The 17122-nt window shown below is 71.9% G+C and carries 11 protein-coding genes and 1 tRNA gene; 8 read left to right on the plus strand and 4 right to left on the minus strand.

The window, feature by feature from the left end:
- Position 1: 1 nt before the first annotated feature.
- Together IEY91_RS05170 and IEY91_RS05175 are read right to left on the minus strand one after the other, a co-directional pair.
- The gene (locus IEY91_RS05170; protein WP_189173140.1) at positions 2 to 883 is read right to left on the minus strand and encodes a sugar phosphate isomerase/epimerase family protein; all 882 of its coding nucleotides are present in this window, start codon (positions 881 to 883) and stop codon (positions 2 to 4) included.
- Positions 884 to 893: 10 nt separating this feature from the next.
- Positions 894 to 4358: a ThuA domain-containing protein gene (locus IEY91_RS05175; RefSeq protein WP_189173025.1), complete on the minus strand. Its 3465-nt coding sequence runs from the start codon at positions 4356 to 4358 to the stop codon at positions 894 to 896.
- Between the two features lie 254 nt (positions 4359 to 4612).
- On the opposite strand from IEY91_RS05175, the gene IEY91_RS05180 reads away from it, so the two are divergent.
- From IEY91_RS05180 to IEY91_RS05190, 3 genes are all read left to right on the plus strand, one after another.
- Positions 4613 to 5608: an alpha/beta fold hydrolase gene (locus IEY91_RS05180; protein WP_189173026.1), complete on the plus strand. Its 996-nt coding sequence runs from the start codon at positions 4613 to 4615 to the stop codon at positions 5606 to 5608.
- Positions 5609 to 5677: 69 nt separating this feature from the next.
- Positions 5678 to 6034: an MmcQ/YjbR family DNA-binding protein gene (locus IEY91_RS05185; RefSeq protein WP_189173027.1), complete on the plus strand. Its 357-nt coding sequence runs from the start codon at positions 5678 to 5680 to the stop codon at positions 6032 to 6034.
- A gap of 184 nt (positions 6035 to 6218) precedes the next feature.
- Positions 6219 to 7541 carry an MFS transporter gene (locus IEY91_RS05190; protein WP_189173028.1) on the plus strand — a complete coding sequence of 441 codons (1323 nt, stop codon included), beginning with the start codon at positions 6219 to 6221 and terminating at the stop codon, positions 7539 to 7541.
- Between the two features lie 11 nt (positions 7542 to 7552).
- Here the strand turns inward: IEY91_RS05190 and IEY91_RS05195 are convergent, their stop codons facing one another.
- Positions 7553 to 8473, minus strand: a complete 921-nt coding sequence (locus IEY91_RS05195) for a transketolase family protein (RefSeq protein ID WP_189173029.1) — start codon at positions 8471 to 8473, stop codon at positions 7553 to 7555.
- 63 nt (positions 8474 to 8536) lie between these two features.
- Positions 8537 to 9232, minus strand: coding sequence for a thiamine pyrophosphate-binding protein (locus IEY91_RS05200; RefSeq protein WP_189173030.1), 696 nt, complete (start codon positions 9230 to 9232; stop codon positions 8537 to 8539).
- Positions 9233 to 9359: 127 nt separating this feature from the next.
- Here IEY91_RS05200 and IEY91_RS05205 point away from each other — a divergent pair.
- The 5 genes from IEY91_RS05205 (at position 9360) to IEY91_RS05225 (ending at position 17089) form a co-directional block, all read left to right on the plus strand.
- Positions 9360 to 9433: transfer RNA gene (locus tag IEY91_RS05205), tRNA-Pro, on the plus strand.
- A gap of 217 nt (positions 9434 to 9650) precedes the next feature.
- Complete coding sequence (locus IEY91_RS05210; RefSeq protein ID WP_189173031.1) at positions 9651 to 13538, plus strand: Pls/PosA family non-ribosomal peptide synthetase; 3888 nt, start codon at positions 9651 to 9653, stop codon at positions 13536 to 13538.
- A 71-nt stretch (positions 13539 to 13609) separates the two neighbouring features.
- Complete coding sequence (locus tag IEY91_RS05215; protein ID WP_164318258.1) at positions 13610 to 14941, plus strand: M1 family metallopeptidase; 1332 nt, start codon at positions 13610 to 13612, stop codon at positions 14939 to 14941.
- A 289-nt stretch (positions 14942 to 15230) separates the two neighbouring features.
- The gene (locus IEY91_RS05220) at positions 15231 to 15818 is read left to right on the plus strand and encodes a type 2 periplasmic-binding domain-containing protein (protein ID WP_229696713.1); all 588 of its coding nucleotides are present in this window, start codon (positions 15231 to 15233) and stop codon (positions 15816 to 15818) included.
- Positions 15815 to 17089: a DUF6421 family protein gene (locus IEY91_RS05225; protein ID WP_189173032.1), complete on the plus strand. Its 1275-nt coding sequence runs from the start codon at positions 15815 to 15817 to the stop codon at positions 17087 to 17089. Before IEY91_RS05220 ends, IEY91_RS05225 begins: the two co-directional genes overlap by 4 nt.
- Positions 17090 to 17122 lie beyond the last annotated feature (33 nt).

The following is a 17122-nucleotide window of genomic DNA, read 5'->3' on the forward strand; positions in this document are numbered from 1 at the left end:
TTCAGTACCGCAGCGCCGCCAGATACCGATAGCTGTTCCGTGCCGTCGCGAACGGGTCCGTGGGGCTGTCGTGCTCGACCAGCCACTGCCGTACGCCGCCCTCCCGCGCGTGGTCGAACATCGCCGCGAAGTCCAGCGTCCCCGACCCCACGTCGGCGAAGCCCCCGTCCGCGGCCATGTCCTTCACATGGAGGGCCGGGAACCGCCCGGGGTGGCGCACGAAGTAACTCCCGGGATCCGCGGCGCCCTTGACGGCCCAGTACACGTCCAGCTCGAAGGCCACCAGGTCCGGGTCGGTCTCCGTGACGAGGATGTCGTACAGGTTCTCGCCGTCGACCACGGCGTGGTCCGAGCCGTGGTTGTGGAACAGCAGCCTGCCGAGCCCCGCGTCGCGCGAGGCCCGCCCGATGCGGTTGAACTCCCGCGCCGCCTCCCGGAACCCCGCGGGCGAGTGCAGCGCGCCGGGCAGGCTGGGCACGACGGGCCAGGAGGCGCCGAGCGTGTGCAGGTCCTCCAGGGCCCGGCCGAGGCCGGGGCCGCGCAGGATGTCGTACGCGACGTGCTCCAGGACCGCCTCGAGCCGGACGCCGTCAAGGATTCGCCGGATGCCGTCGGCCGTGTGGCCGTGCCGGCCGCTGACGCCCACGGTCGCGTACCCCATGGCGGCGAGCTTCTCCAGGGTGCCCGCGAAGTCCTGCGCGAGGGCGGTGCGCATCGTGTACAGGTGCATGCCGATTCCGCCGCGCGGGATGCGTCGGCACGGAGGCCGTCGCTCCTCCGCCGCCCGCGCGGGCAGCCCCGTGCCGACCGCTGCCGCGAGACCAAGGGACGTACCGAGAAAGGCCCGTCGGGTGCTGTGGTTCACCGTGCCCGCGTCGTTCACCTCGTCCACCTCACTTCACCGTGATCCGGGTCGAGCCCGTCGTCGTGTCGCCCTTGTCGTCCGTCACCGTCAGCCGCGCCGTGTACGTGCCCGCGCGCGGGTAGGAGTGTTCCGCGGTCGGGCCTTCCGGAGCGGAGGGCTTGGAGTTGTCGCCGAAGTCCCAGTGGTACGAGGCGACTTCGCGTCCGGCGGGAAGCTGCGGCTTGCCGGTGAGGCGGACGGCGAGCGGCGGCGCCCCGCTGTCAGGGGCGGCCGTGACCGTCACCCGGCCGTGCGGGCTCTTCTCCACGCCGGGACCGTTGAAGTGCAGCCAGTCCACGGTGAACAGGTCCGGCTTGTCCTCGGCCCACTGCGGATTGGTGAACACGGCGTACAGCTTCGTCGTGCCGTCGTGGCGGGCGAGCTTCGTGGTGGGGGAGATGAAGTTGCTGTAGCTGCCGGTGTTCGGCACTGTCACCTTGCCCAGGAGCCTGCCCGTCGGCGAGCCCGCCCGGAACTCGACGTCACCGCCGAGCCCGCCGGAGGCCGCGCCGACCGTCACCGAGTCCACGCCCTTCAGGTGCACCGGGTCGAAGGAGACCCAGTCGCCGTGCTCGATCTCGATGAGCCGCTTCCCGCCGGACGCGTCGGGCCGGCTGCCCGTCTCCGCACCGCCGTGCGCACCCCCGGTGGCCGTGCGGTGCTCGGCCTCCCGCAGCGACGTCCGCAGCGTCAGCGCGTCGGAGCCGGTGAGCGCGGGCACGCCGGGGGTCCCCTTGTCCGTGTACTGGGCGGTGATGCCGTAGTACAGGTTCTGGCCGGGACCGTGACTGTCGCCCGCGTCCGTGACGATCTCGCCCTTGCAGCCGGTGTAGTTGTCCAGCGGATGCAGATGCGAATCGTGGCCGAGCTGGGACTGCACGACGACCTTGGAGCAGTCGATCTTCCGGTCCTCGGGGTCGGTGACCTTCACCGTGAACGGAATGGTGTCCCCGAAGCTGAACATCCCGCCGTCCGGCGGCTGTTGCAGCGTCACGGTCGGCCGGGTGTTGCCGACGGTGACCTCCCGCACGGCGAGCGCGGTCAGCTCGCCCGGCCCGGTGACCTTCAGGCGCGCGGTGAACTGGCCCTTCTTCGTGTACGTGTGCTGGGGGTTCGCCTCGGTCGAGTCGGTGGTGCCGTCCCCGTCGAAGTCCCACGCGTACGTCACCGGTTTGCCGTCGGGAAGGCCCGAGCCCTCGCTGGAGAACGACACGTCGAGCGGCGCGCCGCCGTTGTCGGGCGTGGCGTTCACGCGCGCGTCCGGCAGCCGCTTGTCCGCCACGTAGTCGATGCGGTAGATGCCCGCGCCCTCGTTGCTCCCGCCACGTCCGGTGCCGCTGCCGAGCCCGAAGTCGATGACGTACATCGCCCCGTCGGGCCCGAAGTCGGCGTCGAAGGGTTGGTTCCACTTCATGTCGGCGAAGACGCCGTTGATCGACTGCAGCTCGCCCGCCTTCGCGGGCGGGAACCGCGGATCGGTGAACTCCTGGTCCTTCTGCTGCGTGGAGAAGACCTTGAACCACTGCCGCGTCAGTTCGTACGTGAACCACTTGCCCTCGAAGTACTCGGGGAACTTGGTCCTGTACGGGTTGTCGGCGTCGTAGTCGTACACCGGGCCGCTCATCGGGCCGCCCCCGCCGGTGCCGAGTTCGGGAAACTTCTCGGAGGCGGAGTAGGCGTACCAGACGTCGGCGGCCTTCGCGGGCGGCAGGTCCCGCAGCCCCGTGTTGTTCGGCGAGTCGTTGACGAGCTTGCCGCAGTCGAACTTCGCGCCCGGCTTCTGCGCCGCGAAGTCGTAGTCGTTGAAGGGGGTGTTGGCGCCCGTGCAGTACGGCCAGCCGTAGTTCCCGGCCTTGGTGATCCGGTTGAACTCGACCGTTCCCTCCGGGCCCCGGTCGGGCACGGCCTGGCGCGCGTCCGGGCCGTAGTCGGCGACGAGCAGCGCGCCGCTGAGTGGGTCCGTGGTGATCCGGAACGGGTTGCGCACGCCCATCGCGTACACCTCGGGGCGCGTCCTGTCCGTGCCGGGCGCGAAGAGGTTGCCTTCGGGAATCGCGTACGTACCGTCGTCCTTCGGCGTGACCCGCAGGACCTTGCCGCGCAGGTCGTTGGTGTTGCCCGCGGTGCCCTGCGCGTCCCAGGCGCGGCGGCCCTCGCGCTCGTCGATGGGCGTGAAGCCGTCCGACGCGAACGGGTCGGTGTTGTCGCCCGTCGCCACGTACAGATCGCCCTTCTTGTCGAAGGCGACCGAGCCCGCCATGTGCGAATTGGCACGGCCCTCGCCGCGCAGCGTCGGAATCGTCAGGAGCCGCTTCTCGGAGGCCGGGTCGACCTTGCCGCCCGCCTCGGTGAACCGCGACAGGTTGATGCGCTTCTCGGTCTTGTCCGAATGCAGCAGATACAGCCAGTGATTGGCCTTGAAGTCCGGGTCGAGCGCGAGTCCGAGCAGGCCGTCGGACTGGCTCGTCATCTCCGGCGTGTACGCGAAGTCGAGCGCCGTGGTGACCTTCAGGGTCTCCTGGTCGATCACCTTCAGCTTGCCGGTGCGCTGGATGAAGAACACCCGCCGGTCCGGCGCGATGGCCAGCTCGAACGGGTCGGCGAGATCACTGGTGGCCAGCGGCGTCCGCTGGAACGCGCCCGTCTTCGTGGCCGTGCAGTCGCCCGCCTTCGCGCCCGCCGCCCACTGGATGCCGCCGAGCAGATGCTTCAGGAACCCCTGCTCCTGGAAGGCCGACACCGCGTGCCCGCCCGCCGTGTACCAGGACCGGCCGCCGTCGTAGTTCTGGCACCACGACCACGGCTGGTCCACGCCCTCGTCGAGCCCGGTGACGCCGTCACGCACCTTGACCTGCGCGAGCGTGTGCACCTTCCCGGTCGGATTGGCGCGCCAGTTGTACCACTCCTCCGTACGCTCCCACAGCTCCGGCAGGCCCTTCGTGGACGGATGCGCCTGGTCCAGGACCTTGACCCGGCCCGTCTGCACCTCCGGGTGCTTGTCGAAGATCGCGCCGACGAGCCCCTCGTACCAGCCCCAGTCCCGCTCGCTCGCCGACGCCGCGTGCAGACCCACCCAGCCGCCGCCCCCGCGGACGTACTTCTGCAGCGCCGCGCGCTGAGCGGCGTCGAGCAGGTCGCCCTTCTCCGGCGTCGAGTTGGTGTTGTTGAACACGATCGCCTGGAAACGGGCGAGGTTGGCGTCCGTGAAGGCCGCCGCGTCGTCGGTCGCCTCCACCTCGAAGCCGTTCTCGGCGCCCAGCTTCTTGACGGCCTCGATGCCCGCGGGGATGGACTCGTGCGGATAGTTCGTGACCTTGGAGAAGACCAGGACACGGAAGGCCGGGGCCGCCTCGGCGCGCGGCGGCGAGGACAGGCCGAGGCCCACGAGGAGGGCGAACAAGGCGACGAGGACGGTGAACGGTCTGGACACGCGGGCACTTCGCGTGGAACTCATGGCGCTCCCTGGGCTTGGACGGCTGCCGGTAGCCGGGTGTGCGGTGAGTCGCGGTGGTGCGGCGGAGTGGGCGGAACGGTGGGCCGATCGCCGTGGAAAGCGCTTACTCCGCAAGGTTGTTCAGCGTAGGTTCTGCTTCCGGGGAGGGTCAATGGGTCGGCGGGGCCACGGGCGGCACGGGGGTTGACGGTCGCCTCGCGGGGGAGGGTGTGCCGGGAGAGACGAGTCCCACCGCACAGCAGAGGAGTGCTCCGATGCCGGACCACGACCACGCCGACGGGGCGCCGGTCACGTACACCGCGGGCCTGCTGACCGCGCCGGACGGCGTGCCCATCGCCACGTACACCTGGCTGCCCGCCGGGAGCAGGCCCCGCGCCGTCGTGCAGATCGCGCACGGCGCCGCCGAACACGGCCTGCGCTACGAGCGGTTCGCCCGCCACCTGGTCGCGCACGGGTACGGGGCGGTCGCCTCCGACCACCGCGGCCACGGCGCCACGGCGCAGTCCACGGGCGGCTACGGCGTGACGGACCCCTCCGCCCCCTCCGCCCCCTCAGACCCCGACAGCGGCGCCGACGCCTGGCGGGCGATCGTCGACGACCTCAAGGCCATCGGCGACCAGGTCCGCGCGCTCCACCCCGACGTGCCGGTGGTCCTGCTCGGCCACAGCCTCGGCTCGATGCTCGCCCGGGACTACGCCCAGGAGTACCCGGACTCGCTGGCGGGCCTGATCCTGTCCGGTACGTTCCGCTCGCTGCCCGGAGCGGAGACGGACGGGGCGCTCGCGCGGCTCGGCGACGAGATCACCAAGGGCGGCCGCGCGGCCCGCTCCGCCTTCCTCGCGGAGCTCTTCGCCTCCTTCAACGACCCGTATCCGCACCGCACGGGCTTCGAGTGGCTGTCGCGCGACGAGTCGGAGGTGGACGCGTACGTCGCCGACGAGCGCTGCGGGTTCGCGTTCTCGGCGGGGCTCTCGCTGGACTGGGTGCGCGCCGTCCGCAAGATCAACGATCCCCGGAACCTGGCCCGGATCCCCGCCGACCTGCCCGTCCACGTCGCTGTCGGCACGGAGGACCCCTGCAATCAGGGGATGACGCTCGTGTACGAACTTCTGGAGGACTTCCGGTACGCGGGGGTGGGGGACCTGACCTGGAGGGGTTACGAGGGCGCGCGGCACGAGATCTTGAACGAGACGAACCGGGACGAGGTGCAGGGGGATTTGGTGGGCTGGCTGGACGCGCGGATTCCGTAGGGCGGGCGGGGCGTGCCCGCGGCTCGGCCCGGCGGGCGATTGTCAGTCGGCTTGGTTACGGTTCTGGCCATGGTCAACGCCGATGATGTACGCCGTACCGCGCTCGCCCTGCCGGACACGACGGAGAAGCTCGCCTGGTCCATGCCGACCTTCCGCGTCGCGGGAAAGATGTTCGTCACGCTCCCCGAGGAGGAGACGTCCATCGCCGTGCGCTGCCCGAAGCTGGAGCGGGACGAGCTGGTGCTCGCCGAGCCGGACAAGTTCTGGATCGCGGACCACGAGGCGGGCTTCGCCTGGGTACGGGTGCGGCTCAAGGCCGTCGACCAGGAGGAGCTGTCCGACATCCTCGCCGATTCGTGGCGGCAGGCGGCGCCGACCCGACTCCTTGACGCGCACCCGGAGTTGGGGGTGCCGGCCGGGGAGTAGTGGGGGTTGCGGGGAGCGTCGGCAGGAGTGATCCGGCGGGGGCCGGGAGGCGGTCGGGGCGGTGACCTGGACGGCGTCCTGGCCGCGCGTAAATCGGGCTGAGTATGGCTGGATCGCGTGGCATGATCCGGCGTCGTGCCGTCGGGTCAGCGGCCATCAGCGCTCAGCGGAGGGCGGGTCGGGTATGTCAGGGGTGGTGTCGGGGGGCTCGGGGCGTGGTGAAGACTCCCTCTGGTCGCGGGACTTCGGGCTCTTCTTCGTGGCGCGGGCCGTCGCCAAGCTCGGCGACACCATGCTGCCCGTCGCGCTCGCCGCCGGACTGCTGCTGCACGGGTACGGCGCGGGGGCCGTCGGCCTCGCGATGGCCGCGACCGCGGCCTGCTTCGCGTCGCTCGTCGTCTTCGGTGGTGTCTTCGCCGACCGGTTCAGCACCCGGCTCCTGATGATCGGCGCCGACGCCGTACGGCTCGTCACGCAGTCCCTCGCCGCCTTCTTCTTCCTCACCGGCCACGTCGTGCTGTGGGAGATCTGCGTGATCGGCGCGGTCAACGGCGCCGCCGCCGCGATCTTCCAGCCGGGCGTCGCCAGTACCGTGCCCCGGCTCGCCACCGACGTGCAGAAGGCCAACGGCGTGATCAGGGTCGCCGAGTCCGGCGCGCAGCTCGCGGGGCCGGCCGTCGCGGGCGTGCTCGTCGGGCTCGCCTCGCCTGCCGCTGTCTTCGCCGCGCACGCCGGTACGTACGCGCTGAGCGCGCTGTGCCTGCTGTTGCTCCGGCTGCCGCCCGCCGCTCCCGGCAGTCGCGCGGCGAGCCTCGGCTTCAAGAAGGATCTGGCCGTCGGCTGGCGGGAGTTCCGTGCGCGTACCTGGCTGTGGGGTGTCATCGCCATCTGGTGCGTGCTGATGATCACGGTCACCGGTCCGGCTACGCCGCTGGTCGCTGTCACGGTCGTCGAACAGCACGGCTCGGGGGCGTACGGCCTGGTCAACTCCGCGCTCGGTGCGGGCACCGTCATCGGCGGTGTGATCGCGTTGCGGCTTCGGCCCCGGCGGATGCTGCGTGCCGGGGCGTTCGCCCTCATCGGCTTCGCCGCGTTTCCCGCGTCTGTGGGGGCTCAGCTCGGGGTGGGGCTGATGGTGGTGGGGGCTGTGGTCGCGGGGGCGGGGACGTCGTTCTGGGCGGTGATGTGGGCGACCAGTGTGCAGACGCAGGTGCCGCCCGACGTTCTCAATCGCATTCACGCCTACGACGTGGCGGGGTCGTTGGCCATGCTGCCCGTCGGGCAGGCGTTGGCGGGGCCTGCGGCTGCCGTGTTCGGCGCGGAGCGGGTGTTGCTGATGGGGGGTGTGATGGTGCTTGTGGTGTGTGGGGCGTTGTTGTCTGTGGGGGCGATACGGGGGTTGGTGCGGGTGGGGGCTGGGCCTGCCGGGAGCTCCCCAATCCCGCCCCTTCCCGAAACTGGGGGCTCTGCCCCCAGACCCCCGCTCCTCAAACGCCGGAGGGGCTGAATGTGTGCCCGTTACGGCAAGGGGCGGGGCTGGGGAAGCAAGAACCCCCCGATCCGCCCGCGCAGCGACCCCGCGTCCAGGCCGTGCGCCCGCACATGCTCATCCACCCGCCCATACCGCCGCAGCTCCGCCCGCCCCACACCGAGCCCGAGCACCCGATGCGGTACATCCACAAGCGCATCGTTCGCGGCAGCCGTGGACGTGCCGGCAAGGTACGGCTCGACCAGCACGACGTCGGCGGCCACCCCACCCCCCACAGCCCGGCGCAGCCCCTCCGCGTCGAACGGCCGCACAGTCGTCGCGTACAGCACCGTCACATCCATCCCCTCCGTAGCGGCCAGCACCTGGTCGAGCACCGGCCCCACGGCGACCACAACCCCGCCCCGCCCCTCCCGCACGGTCAGGAAGCGCGCGCCGTCCACCGGCATCGGCGCCGCGTTGGCCTGCGTGGACAGCCGCACGTACACCGTGTCGTCGCCCGCGGCGACCGCGTGCCGCAGCAGCGTCTCGGCCTCGTCGGGGTGGCCGGGTACGTGCACGGTCCAGCCGTCCAGCGTGTCCAGGAGCGCGACGTCGCCGGGCGCCATGTGCGTGAACCCGCCCTCCGGCCAGTCGAACGACGCCCCCGCGCTGACCAGGACGCCGCCCATGCCCTGATGCCCGAAGTCCAGCTTGATCTGCTCGAAGGGCCGCTCCACCAGGAAGCTCGCGAAGGTGTGGACGACGGGCCGCAGCCCCGCCAAAGCGAGCCCCGCGCCCGCGCCGACGAGCAACTGCTCCCTGATGCCGACATTGATGACCCGGTCAGGATGTGTCCGCATCACCTCCTTGAACGCGTCCTTGCCGATCTCGGCGAGCACGACGGCGACGCGCGGATCCTCGTCGAGCAGCCGCGCCATCACGGGGGCGAAACGGTCACGCATGGTGTCCATGGGGAGGTTGTCCTTTCAAGAGGGGCAGGAGAGAGGGCTGGGCTCGGCCGGTGGGCGTCACGCTCACTTGGGCTCGACCCGCGCCACCACCACGTGCGGCCGCCCGGGATGCGGCGCCGTGTACGCCGCGTACAGCGCCTCGTGATCGCGGCCGTCGACGGTGATCGCCGACCAGCCCGCCGCCTCGAAGCGGGCCGCGATGCCGCCGGGGCGGGCGAAGGACGCCGACGCGTTGTCGATCACCAGGGTGTGCAGTCGTTCGAGGCCGGCCGGTCCTGCGTAGGCGATCGCCTCGTGGTTGCTGCCCTCGTCCAGCTCGGCGTCCCCGACGAGCACCCACACGCGCGGGTCGGTGAGGCCGCGCGCCCGCAGGCCGAGGGCGGTGCCGACGGCCAGCGGCAGGCCGTGCCCGAGCGAGCCGCTGCCGATCTCGGCGCCCGGGACCAGGACGCGGTCCGGGTGGTGCCCGAGCGGCGATGCGTACGAACCGAAGCCCTCCAGCCAGTCGACGGGGAGGAAGCCCTTGGCCGCGAGTACGGCGTAGTACGCCATCGGGCCGTGGCCCTTGGACAGCAGGAACCGGTCGCGGCCCGGATCGTCCGCGCGGGCGGGTGTGACCCTGAGCACGCGGTCGTAGAGCACCCACAGCGCGTCCAGCGTGGACGTGGCCGCGGGACCGTGCTTCTCGTCGCCCGTCATCAGGCCCATGAGGCGGGGGAGGTCCGCGTACGTGAACGTCTGCTCCGTTGTCGTCGTCATGCCGACGAGCGTGCAACTTGAACTTGGCTTGAGGTCAAGCGGGCGAAAGGCGTGAGCGATCACGGTCCGGAGTGCGGTATTGTTTCGGTGCGCGTTCGGCCAGGGGAAACCCCAGGTCAGCGGGCACCGGGACGTGGCGCAGCTTGGTAGCGCACTTGACTGGGGGTCAAGGGGTCGCAGGTTCAAATCCTGTCGTCCCGACCGTGTTCTGCACAGGTCGGAGGCCGTTCTCGCCGTAAGGCGGGGGCGGCCTTTTCCGTTGCTGCTCCCTGGTGGCCTTGCTCACTCCACCGCGCCGCGTTCACGACAAGCGATTAGGCTATGCCGGTTGTTTGGTTCCAGTACCGGACAACCCCAGGCAAACCGGGAGTGGCACGGCGAGCACCCGGGGATCCGCGGCCTTCGACGATAGGACCCGATGGAAGCCACGCGCGCGAACGCTGAGCTCAGCCTGCTCGAAGCGGAGATGAGCGAACAGTTCGAGGAGCCGGCCTTCTTCACCACGGGAAGCGCCGCCGAACCGCGCACCCTGGTCGACATCCTCGACGCGACAGTGCGGGCACACCCCGACGAACCCGCCCTCGACGACGGCACGCGCCAGCTGACGTACCGCGCGCTCGCCGCCGAGGTGGAACAGCTGCGGCGCGGGCTCGACGCCGCCGGAGTCGGCCGCGGCGACCGCGTCGGCGTCCGCGTGCCGAGCGGCACCAACGAGCTGTACGTGGCGATCCTCGCCGTCATCGCCGCGGGCGCCGCCTACGTCCCGGTCGACGCCGAGGACCCCGACGAGCGCGCCGACCTGGTCTTCGGCGAGGCCGGCGTGCGGACCGTCATCGGCGCCGGGCACGCCTTCACCGTCGACAAGCCCGCCGACGTCCCGGCCGGACGGCCCGGCCTCGACGACGACGCGTGGATCATCTTCACGTCCGGCTCGACCGGTAAGCCCAAGGGTGTCGCGGTGAGCAACCGCAGCGCCGCGGCGTTCGTGGACGCCGAGGCCGCCCTGTTCCTCCAGGAGGAGCCCATCGGGCCCGGCGACCGCGTCATGGCGGGTCTGTCCGTCGCGTTCGACGCGTCCTGCGAGGAGATGTGGCTGGCCTGGCGCCACGGCGCCTGCCTCGTGCCCGTACCGCGCGCGCAGGTACGCAGCGGCGCCGACCTCGGGCCCTGGCTGCTCGAGCAGGAGATCACCGTGGTCTCCACCGTGCCGACGCTCGCCGCCCTGTGGGAGCCCGAGACCCTCAACGACGTACGCCTGCTGATCTTCGGCGGTGAGGCCTGCCCGCCCGAGCTCACCCAGCGCCTGGTCACCGAGGGCCGCGAGGTGTGGAACACCTACGGCCCGACGGAGGCGACGGTCGTGGCGTGCGCCGCCCTGATGACCGGCGACGAGCCGATCCGGATCGGGCTGCCGCTGAACGGCTGGGAGCTGGTCGTCGTCGACGAGGCGGACCGGCCCGTACCGATGGGGGAGAGCGGTCAGCTCGTCATCGGCGGCGCGGGACTCGCCCGCTACCTCGACCCGGAGAAGGACGCAGAGAAGTACGCGCCCCTGGAGTCGATGGGCTGGCCGCGTGCCTACCGCAGCGGCGACCTCGTCAAGGCCGACCCCGAGGGCCTGATCTTCCTCGGCCGCACCGACGAGCAGATCAAGCTCGGCGGGCGGCGTATCGAGCTCGGTGAGGTCGACGCCGCACTTCAGGCGCTCCCGAACGTCGCGGGCGCGGCCGCCGCCGTCCGCACCGCACGCGGCGGCAACCAGCTGCTTGTCGGCTACCTCGTCCCCCAGGACGGCTTCGACCAGGCGGCCGCCGTCGAGAAGCTGCGCGCCGAACTGCCCGCCGCGCTCGTGCCGTTGCTGGCCCCCGTCGAGGACCTGCCCACCCGCACCTCCGGCAAGGTCGACCGCAACGCCCTGCCCTGGCCCCTGCCCGACCTCGACACCGGCGGCAAGGCCGAGCAGCTGTACGGCACCGAGGCATGGCTCGCCGAGCAGTGGAGCGAGACCCTCGGCATCCCCGTGACCGGCGCGTCCGACGACTTCTTCGCGATCGGCGGCGGCAGCCTCGCCGCCGCCCAGCTCACCACCCGGCTGCGCACCCGCTACCCGAGCGCCGCCGTCATCGACATCTACGAGCGGCCCGTCCTGCGCAAGCTGGCCCGCCGCCTGGAGAAGTCCGCGCAGGACGACGCCGCCACCCGCGAGATCGCCCCCGTGCCCCTGCGGACCCAGGCCGCTCAAGTGGCCCTGCTGCTCCCGCTGTTCACCCTCGTCGGGCTGCGCTGGACGGTCGCGCTCGCCGCGCTCGGCAACGTCCTGCACCACTTCGGCGCCTACCCGTGGGCTCCGACCGCCTCCTGGTGGCTGATCGCCGCCGGCGTCCTCGTCCTGTACAGCCCGCCCGGACGCCTCGCCGTCGCGGCGGGCGGCGCCCGGCTGCTCCTTCGCGGCGTCCAGCCCGGCAGCTATCCGCGCGGCGGCTCCGTGCACCTGCGCCTGTGGACCGCCGAACGCCTCGCCGAGTACAGCGGCGCGACCTCCCTGACCGGGTCCTGGCTGGAGCGGTACGCCCGCGCGCTCGGCGCCAAGGTCGGCTCCGAGGTCGACCTGCACTCGCTGCCGCCGGTCACAGGGCTGCTCAAGCTCGGCCGCGGCTGCGCCGTCGAGACCGAGGTGGACCTGTCCGGGCACTGGCTCGACGGCGACCGGCTCGAAATCGGCGCGATCAAGGTCGGCGCGGGCGCCGTGGTCGGCACCCGCAGCATCCTGTTCCCGGGCGCCCGCGTCGGCAAGCGCGCCGAGGTCGCCCCCGGCTCCGCCGTGCGCGGCCAGATCCCGACCGGCCAGCGCTGGGCCGGATCGCCCGCGGGCAAGCTCGGCAAGGCCAAGCGCGACTGGCCCAAGCAGCGCCCGCCGCGCGCCGTGCACTGGCGCGCGATGTACGGCATGACGGGCATCGCCCTCAGCCTGCTTCCGGTCGCGGCCGCCGTGCCCGCGCTGTTCGTCGCCCGCGCCTTCGTGACCGCCGACGCCGCCCTCGGCGAGGCCGTACGCGGCGCGCTGCTCGCCCTCGCCCCCGCGACCCTGGCGTTCGGCCTCGCCTACGCCCTGCTGATCCTCGTCGGCGTACGGCTGCTCAGCCTCGGGCTGCACGCGGGCACCCGCCCCACCCACAGCCGCATCGGCTGGCAGGCGTGGACCGTCACCCAGCTCATGGACCTGTCACGGCAGACGCTCTTCCCGCTGTACGCCGGGCTCGTCACCCCCGTCTGGATGCGGCTGCTCGGCATGCGCATCGGACGCGGCGCCGAGGTGTCCACCGTGCTCGCGCTGCCCAGCCTGACCACGGTCGGCGAGGGCGCGTTCCTCGCCGACGACACCCTGACCGCCCCGTACGAACTCGGTGGCGGCTGGGTGCGCATCGGCCGCGCCGAGATCGGCCGCCGCGCCTTCCTCGGCAACTCCGGCATGACCGCGCCCGGCCGTTCCGTGCCCGACGACGGCCTGGTCGGCGTGTTGTCGGCCACCCCCAAGAAGGCCAAGAAGGGCAGCTCCTACCTGGGCCTGCCGCCGGTCAAGCTGCCGCGCGCGGCGGCAGGGTCCGACGACAGCCGCACCTACGCGCCGCCCGCCCGCCTCAAGCTGGCCCGCGCCCTTGTCGAGGCGTGCCGGATCGTCCCGGTGTTCTGCTCGACGGCCCTGGTGATCTTCGTGGTCGCGCTGCTCGCCGCGGCCGCCGACCACGGCCTGTGGCTCGCCGCGCTCCTTTCCGGGGCGGTCCTGCTCGCCGCCGGGGCGCTCGGCTGCCTCGTCTCGATCGTGGCCAAGTGGCTGCTCGTCGGCCGCCACCGCACCGGCGAGCACCCGCTGTGGTGCGGCTTCGTGTGGCGCAACGAGCTCGCGGACACCTTCGTCGAGATGGTCGCCGTGCCCTGGCTCGGTGGTGCCGTCCCCGGCACCCCGGTCATGAACCTGTGGCTGCGCGGCCTCGGCGCGCGCGTCGGCCGGGGCGTGTGGTGCGAGAGCTACTGGCTGCCGGAGACCGATCTCGTGACCCTCGAGTCCGCGACCAGCGTGAACCGGGGCAGTGTCCTGCAGACGCACCTCTTCCATGATCGGATCCTGCGGACGGATACTGTGGTCCTCCGTGCGGGCGCCACCCTGGGTCCGGGCGGGATCGTGCTGCCCGGCAGCGAGATCGGAGCCCGCTCGACCCTGGGCCCCGCGTCCCTCGTGATGGCCGGGGAGTCGGTACCGGCGGACACCCGCTGGCTGGGCAACCCGATCGAGGCCTGGCGCCCCTGAGGCGGCGGGCCGCGTCGCGGGACGCCGCGCGCGTCACGTCGTACGAGCACAGGGCAGGGAGCGGACCAGCGTTGAGCGGGCAGCAGAAGACGGCACCGGACCCCTACTTCCCGGGCAACGGTGACTCCCGCTACCGGGTGCACCGCTACGAGCTGGAGCTCGACTACCGGCCCGCACCGAACCGGCTCGCGGGCGCGGCCCGGCTCAGCGCCATAGCGGGCCGGGCGGCGCTGACCGAGTTCCAGCTGAACCTCGGCGACTTCCGCATCGGCCGCGTCCGCGTCGACGGCCGCGCCGCGCACTACACGCACCGCGGCGGCAAGCTGCGGGTGCGCCCGGCGAAGGCGCTGCCCGCCGGGTCCGCGTTCACCGTCGACGTGCACTACGCGGGCAACCCCAGGCCGGTCAACAGCCCCTGGGGCGGGCTCGGCTGGGAGGAGCTCACCGACGGCGCGCTGGTCGCGAGCCAGCCCGTCGGGGCGCCGTCCTGGTACCCGTGCAACGACCGGCCCGCCGACAAGGCCGCGTACCAGATCTCGATCACGACCCCCTCGGCGTACCAGGTGGTGATCGGCGGCCGGCTGCTCACCCGCACCACCAAGGCCTCCACCACCACCTGGCTCTACGAACAGCCCGCGCCCACCCCCAGCTATCTGGTCGGCCTGTCCGTCGGCAAGTACCAGACGGCGTTCCTCGGCGACCCGGGGCTCAGCGGGGTGCCGCAGACCGGGCACTTCCCGGCGCACCTGCTCGCCGAGTTCTCCCGGGACTTCGCGCGCCAGCCGCAGATGATGGCGCTCTTCGAGGAACTCTTCGGGCCCTACCCCTTCGCCGAGTACGTCGTCGTCGTCGCCGACGAGGAACTCGACGTGCCCGTCGAGGCGCAGGGCCTCTCGCTGTTCGGCGTCAACCACGTGGACGGCGCCCGGGGCGCGGAGCGCCTGGTGGCGCACGAACTCGCCCACCAGTGGTTCGGCAACAGCGTCACCATCGCCGACTGGCGGCACATCTGGCTCAACGAGGGCCTCGCCAAGTACGCGGAGTGGCTCTGGTCGGAGCGCTCGGGCGGACGCGCCGCCCAGGAACTCGCCGCCGTCGCCCACCGATTGCTCGCCACGCAGCCCCAGGACCTCAAACTGGCCGACCCCGGCCGCAAGCTGATGTTCGACGACCGGCTCTACGAACGCGGTGGCCTCGCCGTGCACGCCGTGCGCTGCGCACTCGGCGACGACGCGTTCTTCCGGATGCTGCGCGAGTGGGCCACGGTCCACCGGCACGGCGTGGTCAGCACGCAGACGTTCACCGCCCACGTCGAGCGGTACGCCCGCGGCCCGGTGGACGAGCTGTTCCAGGCCTGGCTGTACGGGACGCGGCTGCCGGAGCTGCCCACCGCCGTCGCGTGACGCGAAGCGGACGGCGGCATCACGGACGCGTCGATGAAAGCGACGTAAATTTCACCCGGCCCGATGCGGTTTGTCGCCGGGATTTCGGAAAACCGGGCGGGCCGAATTGGCCAGAGTGCGGGAATCCGCCCGAAGGGCCAATGAAGCCCTGGTCGCGGCGGGGCACGGCCGCCTAGGATCGCCGACGCGAACCTGCACCAGCGGCGCGCGGGCCCGGGCGTCGTCCCATCACAACCGGAGAATTTCGGGGGAAATTCAAAGGGGAGTGGAAATGATGACGGGGGAACAAGTGAGTGTCGTATCGCTCTCGCACGTGGCCGATGAGCTGGAACCGTCTTCGACGGTCGACGAGATCCGGTACCTGCACACCCTCGGCCCCACCGGCACCAACCTGGAGTCCGCGGCCCACCTGTGGTTCCGGCGGCGCGGGCGCGCCGACGACGGGCACGTCGTCCTGCACACGTCCCTCGAGAGCGCCATGGAGAGCGTGCCGAGAACCGGCGAACACGCGCTGCTCGCCTGTGCCGTCTACCCCGAGCTGCACACCCTCGTCTTCGGCAACCTCCACACCTGCCGCATGGTGGACTGCTTCCTGTGGCCCACCCACGAAATGGTGCTCGCCGTCCCGCCGGACGCCCGCGCCGAGCCGCGCACCGTGGCCACCCACCCGGCCCCGGCCGGACTCGTACCGACCACGAGCGCACGGCAGTTGGTGACCAGCAACGCGCAGGCCGCCATCGACTGCGCGGACGGCCGCGCCGACGGGTGCGTCACCACCGTCGTCGCCGCGCGCGCCCACGGCCTGCGGGTCGTCCGCAGCTTCGGCGAGGTGCCGATGGTCTTCACCGTCCACCAGGTGCGGGAGCCCCGCCCATGAGCGACGCGCACGCCCCGTACCGCCTCAAGGACGACCTGCTCGACGAGGCCGCGCGGCTCGGCCGCGGTCTGCTGCCGCGGATCGACGCCTTCCGCACCCGCCAGCTCGACGACGGCACGGTGCCCGCCCCCGGCGCCGACGACCACCGCGCCCTGCTGGCCATCAAGGACGAGGCCGCCCGGTGGTTCACCGGGCACGGCAGGACCGCGCAGGCCGACGCCCTCACCGCCGACATCGACGACTGGCTCGCCGCCGGACTCGAAACCCCGCCGCACTTCGCCCGCAGCCGCGACGCCCTCACCGCGCCCGCCGACGGCGACTGGGCCGCGTTCCTCGCCCCCGTGCAGACCACCAACAGCGTCCCGCCGGTCGGCCGCCGACTGGAGTTCTTCCTCGTACGCCGCAAGGAACCCGACGCGCTGCCCGACCTCGCCGTCCACTACCCGCACCCCAAGAACAACTGCCAGGCCACCGTGCTGCTCGCCGGCAGCGCGGGACTGACGAGCGGCAACTGCATCGTCTTCTTCCCGGAGAACGTCGCGGCCCACGACAAGGTGGTCGAACAGGGCTACGCGATCTTCTTCTTCAGCAAGTTCCGCCGCATCCACGAGACGTACGCCCTGCCCTCCGCGCGCTCCGTGCTCACCGCCGACACCGTGCCCCGCGGGTCCGCAGGACTCGACCCCGAGGTGTGCTACCAGGCACGATCCGTCTGGGGATATCTGCACGACTACTTCCACCACCAGGGGCAGTGGCCGCTCGACCGGCACGTCAAGCTCAAGATGAACTGGTTCATCGGCCTCCTTGAGGAGTTGAAGGTCGACGCCAAGACCGTGCTCGCCTGCCACGACGACCGCGTCGTGCCGTACGCGGGGGAGCAGATCGCCATGATTCTGCTGGAGCGCATGTTCCGGTATCCGCTCGACGCCCACGCCGTACGCAACTTCGACGCGGGCACCGGTGTCTTCCTCTACTCCTGGCTGCGCGCGCGCCGCGCGATCGTCGACGGGCGCGGCGGCGGGCTGCGCCTGGACCACGAGCGGGTCGTCGACGCGCTGCGGGAGTTGATCGCCACGATCGAGGGTATGGAAGCGGCCGTCGGCACGTCCGCGGAGTACCGCGCGGCGGCCAAGGAACTGGTACGTGGCCAACTGCCCGAAGGCGCGGAGGGTGATCGCTACGCCTTCACCGACGACCAGCGGCGGCTCGTCGGGGCACGGGAGCGGCTCGCCTCCTTGCCGCCGCTGCGGTTTGCTCCCGCGGAGATGTGACCGGAAGCGATGCAGACGTATACGGACTGACGG

The organism is Streptomyces lasiicapitis (assembly GCF_014646335.1).
GTDB lineage: Bacteria > Actinomycetota > Actinomycetes > Streptomycetales > Streptomycetaceae > Streptomyces > Streptomyces lasiicapitis.